We start from the raw sequence: 17,136 nt of genomic DNA, 5'->3' as shown, positions 1-17,136 counted from the left end.
CTAGGATATTAGCTTGGTTTGAGATTGTTGGGCTTGCCACATGTCACTATAACGACCTCCCAAAGACAAGAGCTCATCATGTGTACCTCTTTCAATGATTGAGCCATCATCCATCACCAAAATTTGATCGGCATAAATAATGGTCGACAAGCGATGTGCAATGATCAATGTTGAACGGTTTTTAGCCAAAGCCATCAGCTCTTTTTGGATGGCACGCTCTGTCTCAGAATCTAGTGCAGAAGTTGCCTCATCAAAAATCAAAAAGGATGGATTTTTCAAAAGTGTTCTGGCTATGGCCACTCGTTGCTTCTCGCCCCCAGACAATTTCAAACCACGCTCACCCACCGCTGAGTTATAGCCATCTGGCAGTGATGTGATGAAGTCATGAATTTGTGCCGCTTTGGCGGCAGTCTCTATTTCCTCTTGCGAAGCTCCAGGACGACCATAAGCAATGTTGTAGGCAATCGTGTCATTAAATAGAACTGTGTCTTGAGGAACAATACCAATACAAGCTCTCACACTTTTTTGCGTCACCGCTTGAATATTTTGCTGATCAAATTCAATTGAGCCTTTAGTCACATCATAAAAACGGAACAACAATCGGGCTAAAGTACTTTTGCCAGCGCCACTGTGCCCAACAACTGCTGTGGTCTTGCCAGGTAGAACCTCAAAATCAATGCTTTTTAAAATTTGGCGATTGCGCTCATATGAAAATGACACATCGCGAAATTGAATATGCGGCCCCAATGATTGGTTCTTGATCACCAAATCCTGAGCACCTTCTTGATCAGCAATTTCTCGATCAGTGCCAAGCAACTTGAACATCCGATCCATATCAATCAGAGCTTGTTTGATTTCTCGATAAATTACACCCAGGAAATTAAGCGGTATATACAACTGAATCATCAGCACATTCACCAACACCAAATCACCCAAAGTCATAGAGCCATTAGAAACACCAATGGTGGCCTGCCATAAAATTAAAATCAGGCCCGTGGCAATGATGGTTTGCTGACCAACATTCAGAATCGCCAAAGAACGTTGCGACTGAATCGCAGCCTCTCTGAAACATTTTAGATTTTCATCGTAACGTTTCGTTTCATATTCTTCATTACCAAAATACTTAACAGTTTCAAAATTAATCAGAGCATCGACTGCTCTTTGATGAGCCTTTGAATCAAGCTCGTTCATTCGCTTGCGATATTTTGTGCGCCACTCAGTCACAACAATCGTAAAAATTACATACAAAACCAATGCGATCAAAGTGATCAGCGCAAATAAGTAGTTATAGGCCCAGATAAAATATCCAAGCACTAAACCCAGCTCCACCATTGTGGGCAAAATGCTGTACAAGGAATAAGAGATCAACGACTGAATGCCTCTTGTGCCTCTCTCAATATCTCTGGTCATCCCACCAGTCTGTCGTGATAAATGAAAACGTAAAGACAAGGCGTGCAAGTGCTCAAACACTTGGAGTGCAACGGTTCTGACTGCGCTCTCAGTCACTCTTGAAAAAATGAGCTCCCTCAACTCCGTAAACAGTGAGGCTGATAATCTCAATAAGCCATAGGCAATGATGAGCGCCACAGGAACAACAATCAAGGTTTGCATTCCTGGCGGCACACTCATTGAGTCAACCAAGAACTTGAGCAAAATTGGCACGCCAAGATTAGCGACCTTAGCGGCAATCAAGCAAGACAAAGCCAAAATCACTCGGCCTTTAAAAGTCCATAGATAAGGCAATAAATTTGCAATCACCTTCCAATCATTACTTTTTTCATGAGTGGATTTAGCCTGAACTTCTTGGGATTGCATATGTCTCATGGTTTATTTTTCATTGTCATCATTAATCGCCTAAATTAGGCACAGCCTGATCTCGAGTTCCCACCGACAAAAAAATCAATAAAAGTCTCACAAAAACATAAGAAACCCAATTAAACAATTTTGCCAGCAATGGTCTTTGTGCGTACAGGTCAGAATCAATCTTGACTCCTTGACCCAGAGCCTGATCTTCAATTTTCCATCTGATCTCTTTGACCACCGAATGATTTCTCACGATAAGGTTGGCTTCATGATTCAAAAAGAATGACAGGTGGTCACAATTTGATGATCCCAGGGTTGCCCAACGTCGATCAACGACCATGGCTTTAGCATGCAATAAACCAGAGGGATATTCATAAATAGCGATATTGGCAGCTAACAACTGTCCATAAAGACTCGGCACAGACCAATTCAAAACTTTGAACTCATCACGCCCTAGCAATAAGTTAACCGACACTCCGCGCTGCGCAGCTCTGATCAAAGCTTTTCTAAATCGCCTACCCGGCATGAAATAAGGGGTCGCTAACCAAATCTCTTCTCTTGACTGACCAATGGCTTTTAAATAAGCCCTCTCGATATCGCGGCGGTGATGGAGATTATCTCTGGCAATGAAAGCGAGACTGGGCTTTTGACCATGTCTTATTCCTAAAAAATGATTTGCACTCCAAGGCAACTCCTGATCCAAAATTCTTTTTAAGATATTTCGAGGGTGCAGTGCCTTAGGTTGCATTCTTTGCCATTGACGTAAAAAAGTAGCATGTACTTTTTCAACAATAGCTCCTGTTGCATGCAAGGCCAAATCCCATCTGATACCTTTTAAGATTTCTCCATCCGGGGAGAGATTGTCAGCGCAAATATTGATACCGCCAACAAAGGCTTGGGTTTCATCGATCACAACTAATTTTCTGTGCGTTCTTGAAAAACCAAAACGACCAAACCATGAAGGGTTGTAATGAACGAGTTGAACGCCCGACTTTAAAAAATCATTTTTGAAAGAAAAATTGCTTGAGCCCAGCCAATCAAGAATGACTTTGACGTCCAAACCTTTGCTGGCTGCTTGGCACAATAGATCAGCAATTCTTTTTGCCTGATCATCACTTGAGAAAATATAAGCCTCAAGATAAATTGATTTTTTAGCGCCCAAAAGTGAGGCTTCAAGTACTTTGAAATAATTATTACCCCCCTCAAGTAAATCAAGGTTTTCAATACTTTGCCAACGATCTTTTCTTAGAAGAGACATGACTTAATTCTAATCAGAATTAAGCTTGAGGATTGCTTGCTGATTGCTAGGAGAAAAACAAAGTGAGGCCGCCTCTTCAATTGGCTGCCATTGGTAGGCTAAATGCTCTCTGGAAGACAGAGTCACAGGTACACGATTGGGTAAAAGAACCTTGAACCAATGCTCAGTGTTCTCAGTAACACCCTCCCCATAACGATGACGCCACTGGGGATATATTTCATACTGAATCTGTTGATTCATGGATTGCAAAGAGTTGGGAGCAAGAGATGATACTTTGATGCCCGTTTCTTCAAACAACTCCCTGGCTGCGGCATCGATCAATGGCTCATCAAGAGCATCCAAACTACCTGTAACAGACTGCCAATAACCTGGATGGTCTTTTCTTTCTAGCAACAAAACCTCGTTGCTAGTCGTGTAAATAACGACTAGTACCGAGATTGGGATTTTCATGCAGGCATTTCTGTGTTGCGCAGGCGAATATGAAGTTCGCGCAATTGCTTTTCATCAACAGGGCTTGGTGCTTGAGTTAACAAACATTGAGCTCTTTGTGTTTTAGGGAAAGCGATCACATCACGAATCGACTCTGCACCAGTCATCATTGTGACAATTCGATCTAGGCCAAAAGCGATACCGCCATGAGGAGGTGCGCCGTACTGAAGGGCATCCAACAAGAAACCAAACTTTGCTTGAGCTTCTTCAGGGCCAATGTTCAATGCACGGAACACTTGGCTTTGAACAGATTCTTTGTGAATACGAACTGAACCACCACCGATTTCCCAACCGTTCAGAACCATGTCATAGGCTTTAGCCAAACACTTGCCAGGATCTGTTTCTAGATAGTTGAGATGTTCGTCTTTTGGACTTGTGAATGGATGGTGACAAGCAACCCAGCGAGCAGCATCATCATCATAGTCAAACATTGGGAAATCAACAACCCACATTGGTTGCCAAGTTTGTTCCATTAAACCGTTTTCTTTGGCCCAAGCAGAATGGCCAATCTTCAGGCGCAACGCACCGATTGCATCATTGACCACTTTGGCTTTATCAGCACCGAAGAAAATGATGTCGCCATCTTTTGCTTCAGTTCTCTTAAGGATTTCAGCAATCGCTGCATCGTGAAGATTTTTAACAATCGGAGATTGCAATCCATCACGGCCTTTAGCGATCTCGTTAACTTTGATCCAAGCCAAGCCTTTAGCGCCATAGATTGATACAAACTGAGTGTAATCATCAATATCACTGCGGCTAATGACTGAGCCACCAGGAACTCTCAAACCAACCACGCGACCATTCTCTTGATTAGCAGGACCGGAGAAAACCTTGAAATCAACATCCTTCATCACATCTGTCAATTCTGTGAACTCAAGCTTCACTCGCAAATCAGGCTTGTCTGATCCGAAGCGCGCCATGGTCTCTGAGTAAGGCATGACTGGGAATGGATTAGCCAATTCAACGTTCATCACTGTTTTGAAGATATGACGAATCATGTTTTCAAAAAGATCACGTATTTCATACTCATCTAAGAATGCTGTCTCACAGTCGATCTGAGTAAATTCAGGTTGACGATCAGCTCTCAAGTCTTCATCTCTGAAACACTTGGTGATTTGATAGTAGCGGTCAAAGCCTGCCACCATCAATAACTGCTTAAACAATTGTGGTGATTGCGGCAAGGCAAAGAACTGGCCATCATGAACCCTTGAAGGCACCAAGTAGTCTCTAGCTCCCTCAGGAGTGCTCTTGGTCAACATCGGTGTTTCAATATCAATGAAGCCCGCTTGATCTAAATACTTTCTTGTTTCAATCGCAACGTTGTAACGAAGGCGTAAATTCTTTTGCATTTGCGGACGACGCAAATCCAAGACACGATGAGTCAAACGTGTGGTTTCAGATAAGTTGTCATCTTCCAATTGGAACGGTGGAGTGACAGAGGCATTCAAGATATTTAGTTCATGGCACAGCAATTCAACTTTACCGCTGACCAAATCATTATTTTCAGTACCAGCTGGACGTGCACGTACCAAGCCTTTAATTTGCACGCAATACTCATTACGCACTTGCTCAGCAATTGAGAACATCTCTTGGCGATCAGGATCACAAACAACTTGAACGAAGCCATCTCTATCTCTTAAGTCGATAAAAATAACGCCGCCATGATCGCGTCGACGATTCACCCAACCCGCTAAGGTGACTTCTTGTCCGATTAATGATTCTGTGACTTGGCCACATTGATGACTGCGCATTGACATAAAACTTCCTACTTTACTGATGTGACTGAATGATTGAGAGGGGCTACTGAGCCCATTGAAACAATATGCTTCAAGGCTTCTTCAACGCCCATATCCAACTCGATGATGTCCGCACGAGGAACAATCATAAAAAACCCAGAGGTTGGGTTAGGGGTTGTTGGCAAAAACACATTAACGTGCTCGCCACTTAACTTACCGGCAACTTCTTCTGCAGGATTACCTGTGACAAATGCAATTGTCCATGATCCATTCCGTGGATAAGGAATCAACACTGCTTTTCTAAAGGCATTACCCTTGCTTGAAAAAAGTGTGCCTGAAACTTGTTTTACGCTTGAATAGATTGACTTAACAATTGGAATGCGGGCGATGATTTGATCCCATAAACGAATCCACCATTGACCTGCAAAATTTGCCGCAACAATGCCGGTTGCCAGAATCACGGCAATCACAATCAAAATACCTACACCCGGTAAGTTCCTGAATGATTGCAATGCTGGTGTTAAGTCGACTGGCAAAACTGCCATCAATGCCGAAATAACCGAACCGAAGACCCCGTCCAAAACGGATAAGCCCCAAGTCATCACCCAAATGGTGACGGCCAATGGAGTCCAAACTAAGATGCCGGCAATAAAATATTTTTTCATGGAGCCTTAAATTATAGGGCTTAGCTTAGCCAACTGAGCGTAAATAAGGTTCCACCCAAAAGACCGCCCATGAAAAGAATACTTCCCCAAATCAGCTTTTTTGTCTTTTGCTGTTCCAGGACTAACTTCAACATCAGCTCGTGATCAGAAGTATTTCCTTGTTTTTGATTAGCCTCTAACCATTGGGCAAGCAATCTTGGGATAGTGGGCACTAACTTAGCCCATAGTGGAGCTTCTGATTTGATCCGATCAATGAAACCCCTGATGCCGATTTGTTGATCAACCCATCGCTCCAACACTGGTTTTGCGGTTTTCCATAAATCCATATCAGGATCCAATTGACGGCCCAAGCCTTCCACATTCAGTAGTGTTTTTTGCAACAAGGTCAATTGCGGTTGAATTTCAACATTAAAGCGTCGCGAGGCTTGGAACAGTCTCATCAGCACGATGCCCAATGAAATTTCTTTTAAAGGACGATTGAAGTAAGGCTCACAAACAGCTCGCACTGCACCTTCTAACTCTTCTACTCGGGTATCCGCAGGAACCCAACCAGACTCGATGTGTAATTCAGCAACACGTCTGTAGTTGCGATTAAAGAATGCTAAAAAATTGTGCGCTAAGTAATTTTTATCTGTTTCTGACAAAGCGCCAACAATGCCAAAGTCTAGGGCAATATAACGTCCAAAAGTTTCAGGTGCAACGCTCACAAAAATATTGCCAGGATGCATGTCTGCGTGGAAAAAACCATCATGAAACACTTGGGTAAAAAATATCTCGACACCATCAGAGGCTAATTTTTTAAAATCAATTCCAGCAGCACGAAGATCATCTAGGCGAGAAATTGGAATGCCATGCATTCTCTCCATCACCATGACGTTGATGCCACACAGATCCCAGTACATTTCAGGGATGATCAGCTTTTTAGATCCTTCAAAATTTCTGCGCAGTTGACTAGCGTTTGATGCTTCGCGCGTTAGATCTAACTCATCGTGCAAATAAGTATCAAATTCATCAACGTTCTCTCGTGGCTTTAAACGCTTACCGTCTCGCCATAATTTCTCGACCAAAGAAGCCAAGACCCGCAAAAGTGCCAAGTCACTTTCAATGATTGGCAAAATGCCGGGGCGCAAGACTTTGATGGCCACCTCTTTACCCTGCCACTCAGGATACTTTTCTGTTCCCTTCAGCACGGCAAAGTGAACTTGGGCAACAGAAGCACTCGCGACAGGTTTTTCATCAAAGGACAGAAAGACTTCTGATAATTTTTTACCTAAAGATAGTTCAATCAGCTCAATTGATTTAGATTGGGAGAATGGCGGAACTTGATCTTGCAACTTGGCCAACTCATCAGCCACATCTAAAGGCAAGAGGTCTCTGCGAGTTGATAAGACTTGGCCAAACTTAACAAAGATAGGGCCCAAAGCTTCTAAAGCTAAACGAAGACTTTCTCCACGCGTATAGCCCGTTGGCGTTGTCCAAGAAATACCCGTCAAGATCACCTTGACCAAGCCAGGTCTCAGACTGTCTCTGACTATTCTTAAAAGACCAAAACGCCAAATCGTGTAAAGGATCTTGAACAATCTAAAAAATTGTTTCACAAGGTCCTCTCGAGCAAACGTTCAACACGCTTTTCAATGCGTTCAACATCGTCGCGCAAACGTCTTATTTCATCTTTATGGCGCACTAATTCTTCTCTTTTAACAAGCGTTGGTTTTTCATGAATAAAGTATTCTAAAACGCTAGTGCCAACATCATGAAGTACATTTTGACCATATTGCTTACTTTGCTGGGCTGCTTGCATGATTCTATGGGCCATAGGATCGCCAACCAGCTTTGATAAGTCTTCCTCAGCCTCCCAGCGCAGCTGCCCTGCCAAGGTTGATACAGCTTGAGCCAAGTCCACATCACCGGATACCTTGACATGCTTTACAGCAGCATCTTTACCACCGGCAATATAAGCATTAAAAACATCTGGGCCAATCGTTAATGTGACATTTGGCTCACTAAGTGATTTATCCGCCAAAGCGAAAAGTCCCTGATCAGTTACGACCAAGGACATCTCAACCACCGGTAAAACTAATTTGATTGTTTTATCTTTTTGCTTTTGCAAAAGATCACTGGCCCAAGTTTCTTGGGCCAGTAAATAATTTAGAGCATGTACGATCGTTTTCAGATTAGACCAACTGTTGAATACCAGCTAACACCCAACCACCTTGACCATTAACAGGCTTGGTCAAATTCCAAACCTCAACGAAGGACTCAGCTGGACCATCCGCTTGCTCACGAATCATTCCTGAGAAACGAACGCTCGCCAAATAAACATCCTGCAATGATTCAACACCCAATAAATCTGCTTCAATCGTTAACACTTCGGTACGATTCTGCTCAGTTGCGCGAGCTTGAAGATCTTGATTAAGTTCTGCAAACATTTCTGGAGTTGCAAATTCTCTCAACTTCTCTAAGTCGCCACGATCCCAAGCTTCTTGCAAGTGAACAAAATGTTTTTTTGCATTTAACAAGAAAGACTCTTGATCAAAGTCCTTGATCGCAACATCTGCAGCAGCAGCTTCAACAACAGGTGCAGCTGATGATGAGCCAACATTGACTGGCTCTTGGCGATCAAAGCGCTGTTGGTTCTCCCATGGCGCTCCACCAGCAGGGCTTGCCTTATATGTGGCTTGACCGTTATTGGCAAAACGTCTGAACAACCAAAGACCGATCATTGCAACAGCAGCTACCATTAAAAAGCCCATCAAAAATGATGCTGCTGCTTCACCCAAACCAAAATGTGACAACAACCAACCAAGACCCAAACCAGCAGCTAGACCACCTAGAATGCCGCCCATACCAAAACCTTTTTTCGGTTGAGCTGCAGCTGGTGCAGCAGCTGGCTTAGCCGCAGTGGCAGGAGCTGCTGCAGGGGCTTGAGCCGGCTGAGCAGGTGCTGCCTGTTGCTTTTGAGTAACACTTTGAGACTGTTTACCCATGCTTTTGGAACCGCCCATGCGCTTGGCTTCGGCATCAAATGATGCGCCCATCAACACAAAGGAAGAAAGAACTAAATAAACAAAACTTTTCTTCAACATCTTTAACCTCTCAAAAATTCGGTAAGTATCAGTATTTGTAACCAATATGCAACGCAACAATACCACCAGTGAGCGAGTGGTATTCAACCTTGTCAAATCCCACACTTTCCATCATGGTTTTTAAAGTTTCTTGATCTGGGTGCATGCGAATTGATTCTGCAAGATAACGGTAACTCTCTGAATCGCCAGCAACCTTCTCGCCAAGCCATGGAAGTATCTTGAATGAATAAGCATCATAAATTGGCTTAAGGGCATCAACTGGTTTAGAAAATTCCAAAACCATTGCTTTGCCACCTGGCTTGATCACTCTTAACATTTCTTTTAGAGCAACTTCTTTGTGAGTCATATTTCGCAAACCAAACGCAACAGTGGTCAAATCAAAATAATTATTTGGAAATGGTATTTGCTCTGCATCCACTTGAACACACGGCAAATAGTAGCCTTTATCAATTAAACGATTACGACCAAAACCCAGCATTGAGGCATTGATATCAGTCAACCAAACTTGACCACCAGTTTCACGCTCAAGACCAACAGATTTTGCAAAACTCAAAGATAAGTCACCTGTGCCGCCAGCAATATCCAAAACCTTTTGACCGGGCTTCACAGCAGCCTTACTAATTGTGAAATGCTTCCATAAGCGATGCAAACCACCAGACATCAAATCGTTCATGATGTCGTACTTATTTGCTACAGAATGAAAAACCTCAGCAACCTTGCTTGCCTTTTCAGTTTCATCAACTGTTTTATAACCAAAATGTGTTTGTGCCATGATTAATTAATGCCCGCAAGAGCGCGGCTCATCCTTCACCATTGGAATATCTCTGCTGGCACCCGCTTGTTCCATTCGGTCTAAATAGTCTTGCCACATTTCTTCCTGATTGGTGCACATCTCATAAAGATAGTCCCAACTGAAAATACCTGAATCATGTCCATCAGAAAACACTGGCTTGATGGCGTAATGACCAACTTGCTCAATGTTATTGATCAAAACATCACGCTTACCGGTTTGCAAAGTTTCTTGGCCAACGCCATGACCTCTGACTTCAGCAGACGGTGACCACACTCTTAAAAATTCAAACGGCAACTGATACGTTTTATTCTCATAAGCCAGCTCCAAAACTTTGGACTGCTGATGAACGATGATGTTCTGAGGCAATGGTGCTTTTTCAGTTGAGCTCATGATTAAACCAATACTCTTTCAATACCGCCTGTATTGGCGCTCTTCACATAATCAGCCATCCAATTAGCACCTAGCAAATGATTGGCCATCTCAACCACAATGTAATCTGCTTTAGTGCCAGAGTCTTCGTCATAGCGTGACAAACCCTGTAAACATGAAGGGCAGCTCGTCAAGATTTTGACTTGACCATCAAAATCACTTCTTAACTCATCCGCGCCTTTTTTCATTTCGATTTCTTTACGGAAACGAACCTGAGAAGAGATGTCCGGACGAGTGACAGCCAATGTGCCAGATTCGCCACAGCAACGCTCATTCTTTGCAATACTTGTACCATCTTCAGTTGTGACCAAGCTATTCACCGTCTTCAATGGGTCCTGAAGTTTCATTGGGCTGTGACATGGGTCGTGATACATGTATCTCACGCCCTTAGCGCCTTCAAGCTTGATACCCTTCTCTAACAAGAACTCATGGATATCAATGATTCTGCAACCAGGGAAAATCTTTTCAAACTCATAGCCCGCTAATTGGTCGTAACAGGTGCCGCAAGAAACCACCACTGTCTTGATGTCCAAGTAATTTAGCGTATTAGCCATGCGATGGAAAAGCACGCGGTTGTCCGTGATGATCTTATCTGCTTTATCAAAATCACCAGAACCTCTTTGCGGATAACCACAGCACAAATAACCCGGAGGCAAGACAGTTTGAACACCGGCGTGCCACAACATGGCTTGCGTTGCCAAACCTACTTGGGAGAACAATCTTTCTGAGCCACAACCAGGGAAATAGAACACTGCTTCTGTATCAACAGAAGTTGTTTGTGGATTTCTGATGATAGGCACCACATCAGAATCTTCAATATCCAATAAAGCCCTGGCAGTCTTCTTCGGCAAATTGCCTGGCATCTTTTTATTGATGAAGTGAATCACCTGCTCTTGGATTGGCGGCTTCGTTACAGTTGAACGAGGCTTAGCAGTTTGCGCCTTGGCAAACTTCTTCAATAAATCATGCGCCAAACGCTGAGCTTTATAACCCCAATCGATCATTAACTTTCTGGTCAATTGAATCGTTTCAGGATTGGTGGCATTCAAGAAGAACATGGCAGCCGTTGCACCTGGATTGAATTTCTTCTGCCCCATCTTGCGCAACAAGTTACGCATATTCATGGTGACATCACCAAAGTCAATCTTCACAGGACATGGAGTCAAACACTTATGACAAACCGTGCAGTGCGCAGCGACATCATCAAAGGCTTCCCAATGTTTTACGGAAACACCACGTCTTGTTTGCTCTTCATACAAGAAGGCTTCAACCAATAATGATGTAGCCAAAATTTTGTTACGTGGGCTGTATAACAAGTTGGCGCGTGGCACGTGCGTCGCGCAAACAGGCTTACATTTTCCACAGCGCAAGCAATCCTTGATGCTTGTTGCAATCGCACCAATATCACTTTGCTGCATGATGAGAGATTCATGGCCCATCAATCCAAAACTTGGCGTGTAGGCATTTCTCAAATCGGCGCCCTGCATTAACTTGCCTTTATTGAAACGGCCCTCTGGGTCAATTCTCAACTTATAAGATCTGAAGTCTTTGATCTCAGCTTCTGTTAGATATTCAAGCTTGGTAATACCAATACCGTGCTCACCTGAAATCACACCATTCAAGGATCTAGCCAACTTCATGATGCGATCAACGGATTGATGAGCATCTTGAAGCATGTCGTAATTATCAGAATTCACAGGAATGTTCGTGTGCACGTTACCGTCACCAGCATGCATGTGCAAAGCCACGAATACACGACTGCGAAGAACCTTCTTATGGATTGCTTCGCACTCTTTCAAGATAGGCTCGAACGGAACACCACTGAATATATTTCTTAACTCAGCTCTGACTTGAAGCTTCCATGAGGCGCGCAAACTTCTATCTTGCAAGGCTGAAAAGTGCTGATCCATATTCTGAGACCAACCCAACCACTCTTTTCTAACTGAAGCAATTAATTGCAAAGCTTGTGAAACGCGACCCTCAAGCAAATCGGCCTCAGGCACATCACCATCTTCTGACTTACCTAATGGCAAATTACCTTGCTGAAGGAAACACTCAAGCTCGCTCAAAAGCTGAAGTTTATTTTTCAAAGACAGTTCAATGTTGATGCGCTCAATACCATCGGTGTACTCACCCATGCGATCAAGTGGGATCACAACGTCTTCATTCACTTTGAATGCGTTTGTGTGTCTTGCAATAGCAGCAGTTCTTGAGCGGTCTAACCAAAATTTCTTGCGAGCCTCTGCACTCACAGCAACGAAACCTTCACCAACCCTGGTGTTGGCCATGCGAATCACTTCACTGGCGGCCATTGCCACAGCATTCTCATCATCACCAACGATGTCGCCAATCAAAACCATTTTTGGCAAAACATTGCGCTTTGATTTGGTAGCGTAGCCAACAGCCTTCAAGTAGCGCTCATCTAAATGCTCAAGGCCGGCCAAGATGGCACCGCCTTGTTTAGTTTGTTGATCCAAGTAGGCTTTGATTTCAACGATGCTTGGAATAGCATCACGTGCTTGACCAAAGAACTCCAAACAAACTGTACGAATTTGCTTCGGCATGCGATGCAAGACCCATCTTGCACTGGTGATTAAGCCATCACAACCTTCTTTTTGAATACCTGGCAAACCTGATAAAAATTTATCAGTCACATCTTTACCTAGGCCTTCTTTACGGAAGGTCTTACCTACAATCTTCAACTCTTCAGTCTTGATGATTTTTTGACCAGGAGCATATGAGCCATCTGACCAAACCAATTTGAAAGTGGCAAAGTCGACATCATGAATCTTGCTCATGTTGTGACCAATGCGCTCAATGTCTAACCAGTTGCCGTCAGGATCAACCATTCTCCATGACGCCAAGTTATCAAGGGCAGTGCCCCACAAAACAGCTTTTTTACCACCAGCATTCATGGCGATATTTCCACCAATACAGCTGGCTTCAGCAGACGTAGGATCTACAGCAAAAACATTGCCAGATTTATCTGCTGCATCAGAAACACGCTTGGTAACCACTCCGGCGCCAGAATAAATGGTGGCAACCTCTTCACTCAAGCCAGGCAAACGCATCATCTCTACAGGGCCCAGAGTTTCTAGCTTTTCTGTATTGATTACAGCTGACATTGGAGATAAAGGAATTGCTCCGCCTGTATATCCAGTACCACCTCCACGAGGAATGATGGTCAAACCAAGTTCTATACAACCTTTGACCAGGTTAGGAATTTCTTCTTCAGTGTCAGGTGTTAAAACAACGAATGGGTATTCAACACGCCAGTCAGTTGCATCAGTCACGTGAGAAACGCGAGCCAAACCATCGTAAGCAATATTGTCAGCTGCAGTGAACTTACCTAAAACTTTACGAACACGTTTGCGCAAAACTGAAACACGATCAAACTCAGCGTTGAATTGTTCAACAGCAAGTTTGGCGCTATCAACTAATTTACCAACCTTGTCGGCCAAATCAGTGGTCATTCTCTTTTGAACTTCTCTCAAGCGATGATGCAATGCCTCGATCAATTGCTTGCGACGGCCAGGATTGTCTAAAAGATCGTCTTGCAGGTAAGGATTGCGCTGAACAACCCAGATATCGCCCAATACTTCGTAAAGCATTCTGGCTGAACGCCCAGTTTTTCTTCCAGACCTTAGTTCGTCCAGAATTTGCCAAGCTTCTTCACCCAATAAACGGATAACGATCTCTCTATCTGAGAAAGATGTGTAGTTATAGGGTATCTCACGCAAACGAGGAGCATTTTGAGGATGCTCTGTCATGCTGTGGAGTGGCAAAGGTGCGTTCATATCATCACTTTTAACTAAAAAGCCATTTTAAAGGACTATCGAGATCTTCGCCTTATTCTTACTTAAGGCCATTTGTGACCTTAAATAGAGCAAGGTCATCAAAGGAAACCAAGCCAACGGCCAATGGTCGTCCAAAACTCCCCGGGGATCAGCAATAGAACGTAAGTCATGGTGACATAACGCAAAAACTTGCCAATCGCCATGTAAATCATGCATGAAAGCCATGGCAGCCTGAGCCAACCGGCGACCGCACACAGAGGGTCCCCAACGATGGGTAACCAAGACAGTAGGAGGGCCGGGGGACCTAGTTTCTCGAACCAGCCCAATAATTTATGGTCTCTAGGCCCTAAAAGCTTCTCATGAGCCTTATTGGCACCAAAACCCATCAACCAATTCAGCATGCCCCCGAGGGTATTACCAATCGTTGCCACAAAAACTGCAGGCCAGAACATATCAGGATTTAATTTGATGTACCCAAATAAGACCGGCTCTGAGCCCAGCGGCAAAAGGGTTGCCGATACAAATGAAATTGAAAAAACAGCCGGCAAACCCACCGTGGGCAGAGAAAGCCAAACCAAAAAATTATGTAAATTGGTATCCATGTTTGATCATTTTAGGCTTTTGCCGTGATACGCTCACAGGATGCCTAAAGATTATTTACGAAAAATATTGACCGCCAAGGTCTATGACGTTGCCCGAGAAACCGAGCTTGAACTAGCTTCACACCTTTCTGAGCGCATTAAAAACAAGGTTTTACTTAAAAGAGAAGATAACCAACCGGTTTTTTCATTTAAGTTAAGAGGTGCCTATAACAAAATGGCTCACTTGAGCCCTGCCGACCTAAAACGTGGGGTCATTGCAGCATCAGCAGGCAACCATGCCCAGGGTGTGGCTTTAGCTGCAGCAAAATTGAACTGCAAAGCCATCATCGTGATGCCCACCACCACGCCACAAGTAAAAATTGATGCAGTGAGTGCTCGCGGCGGCAGCTCAGTCAAAATTGTTTTGCATGGCGATTCATACAGCGATGCCTATCAACACGCCCTGTCTCTTGAAAAGAAACATCAACTAACTTTTGTTCACCCCTTTGATGACCCAGATGTCATTGCAGGCCAGGGAACAATCGCCATGGAGATTCTGCAACAACACCAAGAGCCTATCGATGCAATTTTCTTAGCCATCGGCGGCGGTGGATTAATTGCAGGAGTTGGCGCCTATATCAAAGCCATTCGTCCAGAAATCAAGGTCATCGGTGTTCAAACCGTTGACTCTGATGCCATGAAAAAATCTTTAGAGGCTGGTCGCAGAGTTGAGCTAAAAGAAGTTGGTCTTTTTTCTGACGGTACCGCTGTCAAATTGGTTGGCAAAGAAACTTTTAGACTTTGCCAACAAGTGGTTGATGAGATCATCACTGTTGATACAGACGCAATATGTGCGGCCATCAATGATGTCTTCACAGATACACGCAGCATTCTAGAACCTGCTGGAGCGCTTGCTCTGGCTGGTCTGAAGGCATACGTGGAGCGCGAGAAATGCAAGAACCAAACTTTGGTTGCAGTTGCCTGCGGTGCGAACATCAACTTCAATCGACTCCGCTTCGTTGCTGAACGAGCCGAGGTTGGTGAATCCAAAGAAGCTGTTTTTGCTGTCACCATTCCAGAGCAGCGCGGTTCATTCAAGCGCTTCTGCGAACTTTTGGGTGAGCGCAATGTCACAGAATTTAACTATCGTATTGCCGATGCTGATCAAGCTCATATTTTCGTTGGCATCGCCACACAAAAAGCTTCCGATAGCACGGTCATCGCCAAATCCTTCACTAAGTCAGGTTTCAACACCATTGATTTGACTCAAGACGAATTGGCCAAGTCACACTTGCGCCACATGGTTGGTGGACGTTCACAGCTAGCAAAAAACGAATTGCTTTATCGCTTTGAGTTCCCAGAGAAGCCTGGTGCTTTGATGAAATTCTTAACCAGTATGGCGCCCAACTGGAACATCAGCTTGTTCCACTACCGAAATCATGGCGCAGATTACGGGCGCATTTTGATTGGTATGCAAGTGCCCGCAAGTGATAAAAAAGAATTGAAGAAATTTTTAGCAGGACTTGGCTACCCACACTGGGATGAAAGCGATAACCCTGCTTATAAACTTTTCTTGGCATAAGCATGGCGTTCTCACTTGAAGGCAAATTAGTTGTCGCCATTTCCTCACGAGCTTTATTTGATTTTGAAGAAGAAAATCAAATTTTTGAAGCGAGTGATGACAGCGCCTATATGCAACTTCAATTGAACAGAATTGATCAGCCAGCGAAGCCAGGTGTTGCCTACCCATTGGTCAAGAAGTTACTGACTTTTAATGAGGGCGGCCAACAAAATGTGGAAGTCGTGATTCTTTCTAGAAATGATCCAGTGAGCGGTTTGAGAGTTTTTCGCTCTGCGAAAAATGCCGGTCTAGCCATTGAGCGCGGTGTCTTCACGCGAGGTCGCGCACCGTATCACTACTTAAAATCTTTGCAGGCCAATCTTTTCTTATCAGCCAACGCTGATGATGTGCGCGCCACATTGGATGCTGGGTTTCCTGCAGCCATGGTGTTTCCTCAAAGTAAGCAACTGGCAGAATCCAATCCTGATGAAATACGCATCGCTTTTGACGGAGATGCTGTTTTATTTTCAGATGAAGCTGAAAGAGTTTTTCAAGCCAAGGGGCTTGATGCATTTGTTGCACATGAAAGTCACAAAGTTGAAACACCCTTACCACCGGGTCCATTTAAACCTTTATTAGAAGCCCTGCATCGTCTTCAAGTCTCTGCCAAAAAGTCTGGTCAATCAATGAAGATCAGAACTGCCTTGGTCACCGCTCGCTCAGCCCCCGCACACGAGAGAGCCATCAGAACTTTGATGGCTTGGGGCGTCACCGTTGATGAAGCCATGTTTCTTGGTGGTTTAGCCAAAAAAGATTTTTTAAAAGAATTTCAACCTGACTTTTTCTTTGACGATCAACTGGGGCACTGCGAACTAGCCTCTGACGTTGCGCCAACAGGTCAGGTTCTTTCTGGCATTGCCAATCAAATCAAATAAACA

The 17,136-nt window shown here is 44.0% G+C and carries 14 protein-coding genes; 2 read left to right on the top strand and 12 right to left on the bottom strand.

Annotation, left to right across the window (positions count from 1 at the left end; all coding sequences use genetic code 11):
• The 12 genes from ICE88_RS05235 to ICE88_RS05180 all read right to left on the bottom strand — a co-directional run bounded on the left by ICE88_RS05235 (position 1) and on the right by ICE88_RS05180 (position 14,658).
• The gene (locus ICE88_RS05235) at positions 1 to 1,815 is read right to left on the bottom strand and encodes an ABC transporter ATP-binding protein/permease (protein ID WP_255535313.1); all 1,815 of its coding nucleotides are present in this window, start codon (positions 1,813 to 1,815) and stop codon (positions 1 to 3) included.
• Between the two features lie 31 nt (positions 1,816 to 1,846).
• Positions 1,847 to 3,061 carry a phosphatidylserine/phosphatidylglycerophosphate/cardiolipin synthase family protein gene (locus tag ICE88_RS05230; protein ID WP_216250183.1) on the bottom strand — a complete coding sequence of 405 codons (1,215 nt, stop codon included), beginning with the start codon at positions 3,059 to 3,061 and terminating at the stop codon, positions 1,847 to 1,849.
• 9 nt (positions 3,062 to 3,070) lie between these two features.
• Positions 3,071 to 3,511, bottom strand: coding sequence for a dihydroneopterin triphosphate diphosphatase (gene nudB / locus ICE88_RS05225; protein WP_216250181.1), 441 nt, complete (start codon positions 3,509 to 3,511; stop codon positions 3,071 to 3,073).
• The gene (gene aspS, locus ICE88_RS05220) at positions 3,508 to 5,307 is read right to left on the bottom strand and encodes an aspartate--tRNA ligase (RefSeq protein WP_216250178.1); all 1,800 of its coding nucleotides are present in this window, start codon (positions 5,305 to 5,307) and stop codon (positions 3,508 to 3,510) included. Before aspS ends, nudB begins: the two co-directional genes overlap by 4 nt.
• Positions 5,308 to 5,315: 8 nt before the next feature.
• Positions 5,316 to 5,951: a DUF502 domain-containing protein gene (locus ICE88_RS05215; RefSeq protein ID WP_216250175.1), complete on the bottom strand. Its 636-nt coding sequence runs from the start codon at positions 5,949 to 5,951 to the stop codon at positions 5,316 to 5,318.
• A 20-nt stretch (positions 5,952 to 5,971) separates the two neighbouring features.
• Positions 5,972 to 7,549, bottom strand: a complete 1,578-nt coding sequence (gene ubiB / locus ICE88_RS05210) for a ubiquinone biosynthesis regulatory protein kinase UbiB (protein ID WP_216250172.1) — start codon at positions 7,547 to 7,549, stop codon at positions 5,972 to 5,974.
• The gene (locus tag ICE88_RS05205; protein WP_255535312.1) at positions 7,546 to 8,091 is read right to left on the bottom strand and encodes an SCP2 domain-containing protein; all 546 of its coding nucleotides are present in this window, start codon (positions 8,089 to 8,091) and stop codon (positions 7,546 to 7,548) included. The genes ubiB and ICE88_RS05205 overlap by 4 nt, the downstream gene beginning before the upstream one ends.
• A 34-nt stretch (positions 8,092 to 8,125) precedes the next feature.
• Positions 8,126 to 9,037 (bottom strand): Tim44 domain-containing protein, encoded by a 912-nt coding sequence (locus ICE88_RS05200; protein ID WP_216250170.1) that lies wholly within the window; start codon positions 9,035 to 9,037, stop codon positions 8,126 to 8,128.
• A 28-nt stretch (positions 9,038 to 9,065) separates the two neighbouring features.
• Positions 9,066 to 9,809: a bifunctional demethylmenaquinone methyltransferase/2-methoxy-6-polyprenyl-1,4-benzoquinol methylase UbiE gene (gene ubiE / locus ICE88_RS05195; RefSeq protein WP_216250167.1), complete on the bottom strand. Its 744-nt coding sequence runs from the start codon at positions 9,807 to 9,809 to the stop codon at positions 9,066 to 9,068.
• Positions 9,810 to 9,815: 6 nt separating this feature from the next.
• A complete protein-coding gene (locus tag ICE88_RS05190; RefSeq protein ID WP_216250164.1) occupies positions 9,816 to 10,220 on the bottom strand; it encodes a gamma-butyrobetaine hydroxylase-like domain-containing protein in 405 nt (134 codons plus the stop codon).
• 2 nt (positions 10,221 to 10,222) lie between these two features.
• Entirely contained in the window at positions 10,223 to 14,056 is a 3,834-nt protein-coding gene (locus ICE88_RS05185; protein WP_216250162.1) for an FAD/FMN-binding oxidoreductase, read from the bottom strand.
• A gap of 98 nt (positions 14,057 to 14,154) precedes the next feature.
• A complete protein-coding gene (locus ICE88_RS05180; protein WP_216250159.1) occupies positions 14,155 to 14,658 on the bottom strand; it encodes a YqaA family protein in 504 nt (167 codons plus the stop codon).
• A 40-nt stretch (positions 14,659 to 14,698) separates the two neighbouring features.
• On the opposite strand from ICE88_RS05180, the gene ilvA reads away from it, so the two are divergent.
• Together ilvA and ICE88_RS05170 are read left to right on the top strand one after the other, a co-directional pair.
• Positions 14,699 to 16,219 (top strand): threonine ammonia-lyase, biosynthetic, encoded by a 1,521-nt coding sequence (gene ilvA / locus ICE88_RS05175; RefSeq protein WP_216250156.1) that lies wholly within the window; start codon positions 14,699 to 14,701, stop codon positions 16,217 to 16,219.
• A gap of 2 nt (positions 16,220 to 16,221) precedes the next feature.
• Positions 16,222 to 17,133 (top strand): 5'-nucleotidase, encoded by a 912-nt coding sequence (locus ICE88_RS05170; protein WP_215290395.1) that lies wholly within the window; start codon positions 16,222 to 16,224, stop codon positions 17,131 to 17,133.
• Positions 17,134 to 17,136: the final 3 nt, after the last annotated feature.

It is taken from the genome of Polynucleobacter sp. AM-26B4 (assembly GCF_018882285.1).
Classification (GTDB): Bacteria; Pseudomonadota; Gammaproteobacteria; order Burkholderiales; family Burkholderiaceae; genus Polynucleobacter.
Note: the sequence above shows the minus strand (reverse complement) of the source record. Positions and strands in the feature narration are given on the sequence as shown.

Excerpts from the sequence above, each read along its gene's own strand:
- ICE88_RS05235 (WP_255535313.1), bottom strand. The coding sequence starts at position 1,815 with ATGCAATCCCAAGAAGTTCAGGCTAAATCCACTCATGAAAAAAGTAAT.
- ICE88_RS05230 (WP_216250183.1), bottom strand. The coding sequence starts at position 3,061 with ATGTCTCTTCTAAGAAAAGATCGTTGGCAAAGTATTGAAAACCTTGAT.
- nudB (WP_216250181.1), bottom strand. The coding sequence starts at position 3,511 with ATGAAAATCCCAATCTCGGTACTAGTCGTTATTTACACGACTAGCAAC.
- aspS (WP_216250178.1), bottom strand. The coding sequence starts at position 5,307 with ATGTCAATGCGCAGTCATCAATGTGGCCAAGTCACAGAATCATTAATC.
- ICE88_RS05215 (WP_216250175.1), bottom strand. The coding sequence starts at position 5,951 with ATGAAAAAATATTTTATTGCCGGCATCTTAGTTTGGACTCCATTGGCC.
- ICE88_RS05200 (WP_216250170.1), bottom strand. The coding sequence starts at position 9,037 with ATGTTGAAGAAAAGTTTTGTTTATTTAGTTCTTTCTTCCTTTGTGTTG.
- ubiE (WP_216250167.1), bottom strand. The coding sequence starts at position 9,809 with ATGGCACAAACACATTTTGGTTATAAAACAGTTGATGAAACTGAAAAG.
- ICE88_RS05190 (WP_216250164.1), bottom strand. The coding sequence starts at position 10,220 with ATGAGCTCAACTGAAAAAGCACCATTGCCTCAGAACATCATCGTTCAT.
- ICE88_RS05185 (WP_216250162.1), bottom strand. The coding sequence starts at position 14,056 with ATGAACGCACCTTTGCCACTCCACAGCATGACAGAGCATCCTCAAAAT.
- ICE88_RS05180 (WP_216250159.1), bottom strand. The coding sequence starts at position 14,658 with ATGGATACCAATTTACATAATTTTTTGGTTTGGCTTTCTCTGCCCACG.
- ilvA (WP_216250156.1), top strand. The coding sequence starts at position 14,699 with ATGCCTAAAGATTATTTACGAAAAATATTGACCGCCAAGGTCTATGAC.
- ICE88_RS05170 (WP_215290395.1), top strand. The coding sequence starts at position 16,222 with ATGGCGTTCTCACTTGAAGGCAAATTAGTTGTCGCCATTTCCTCACGA.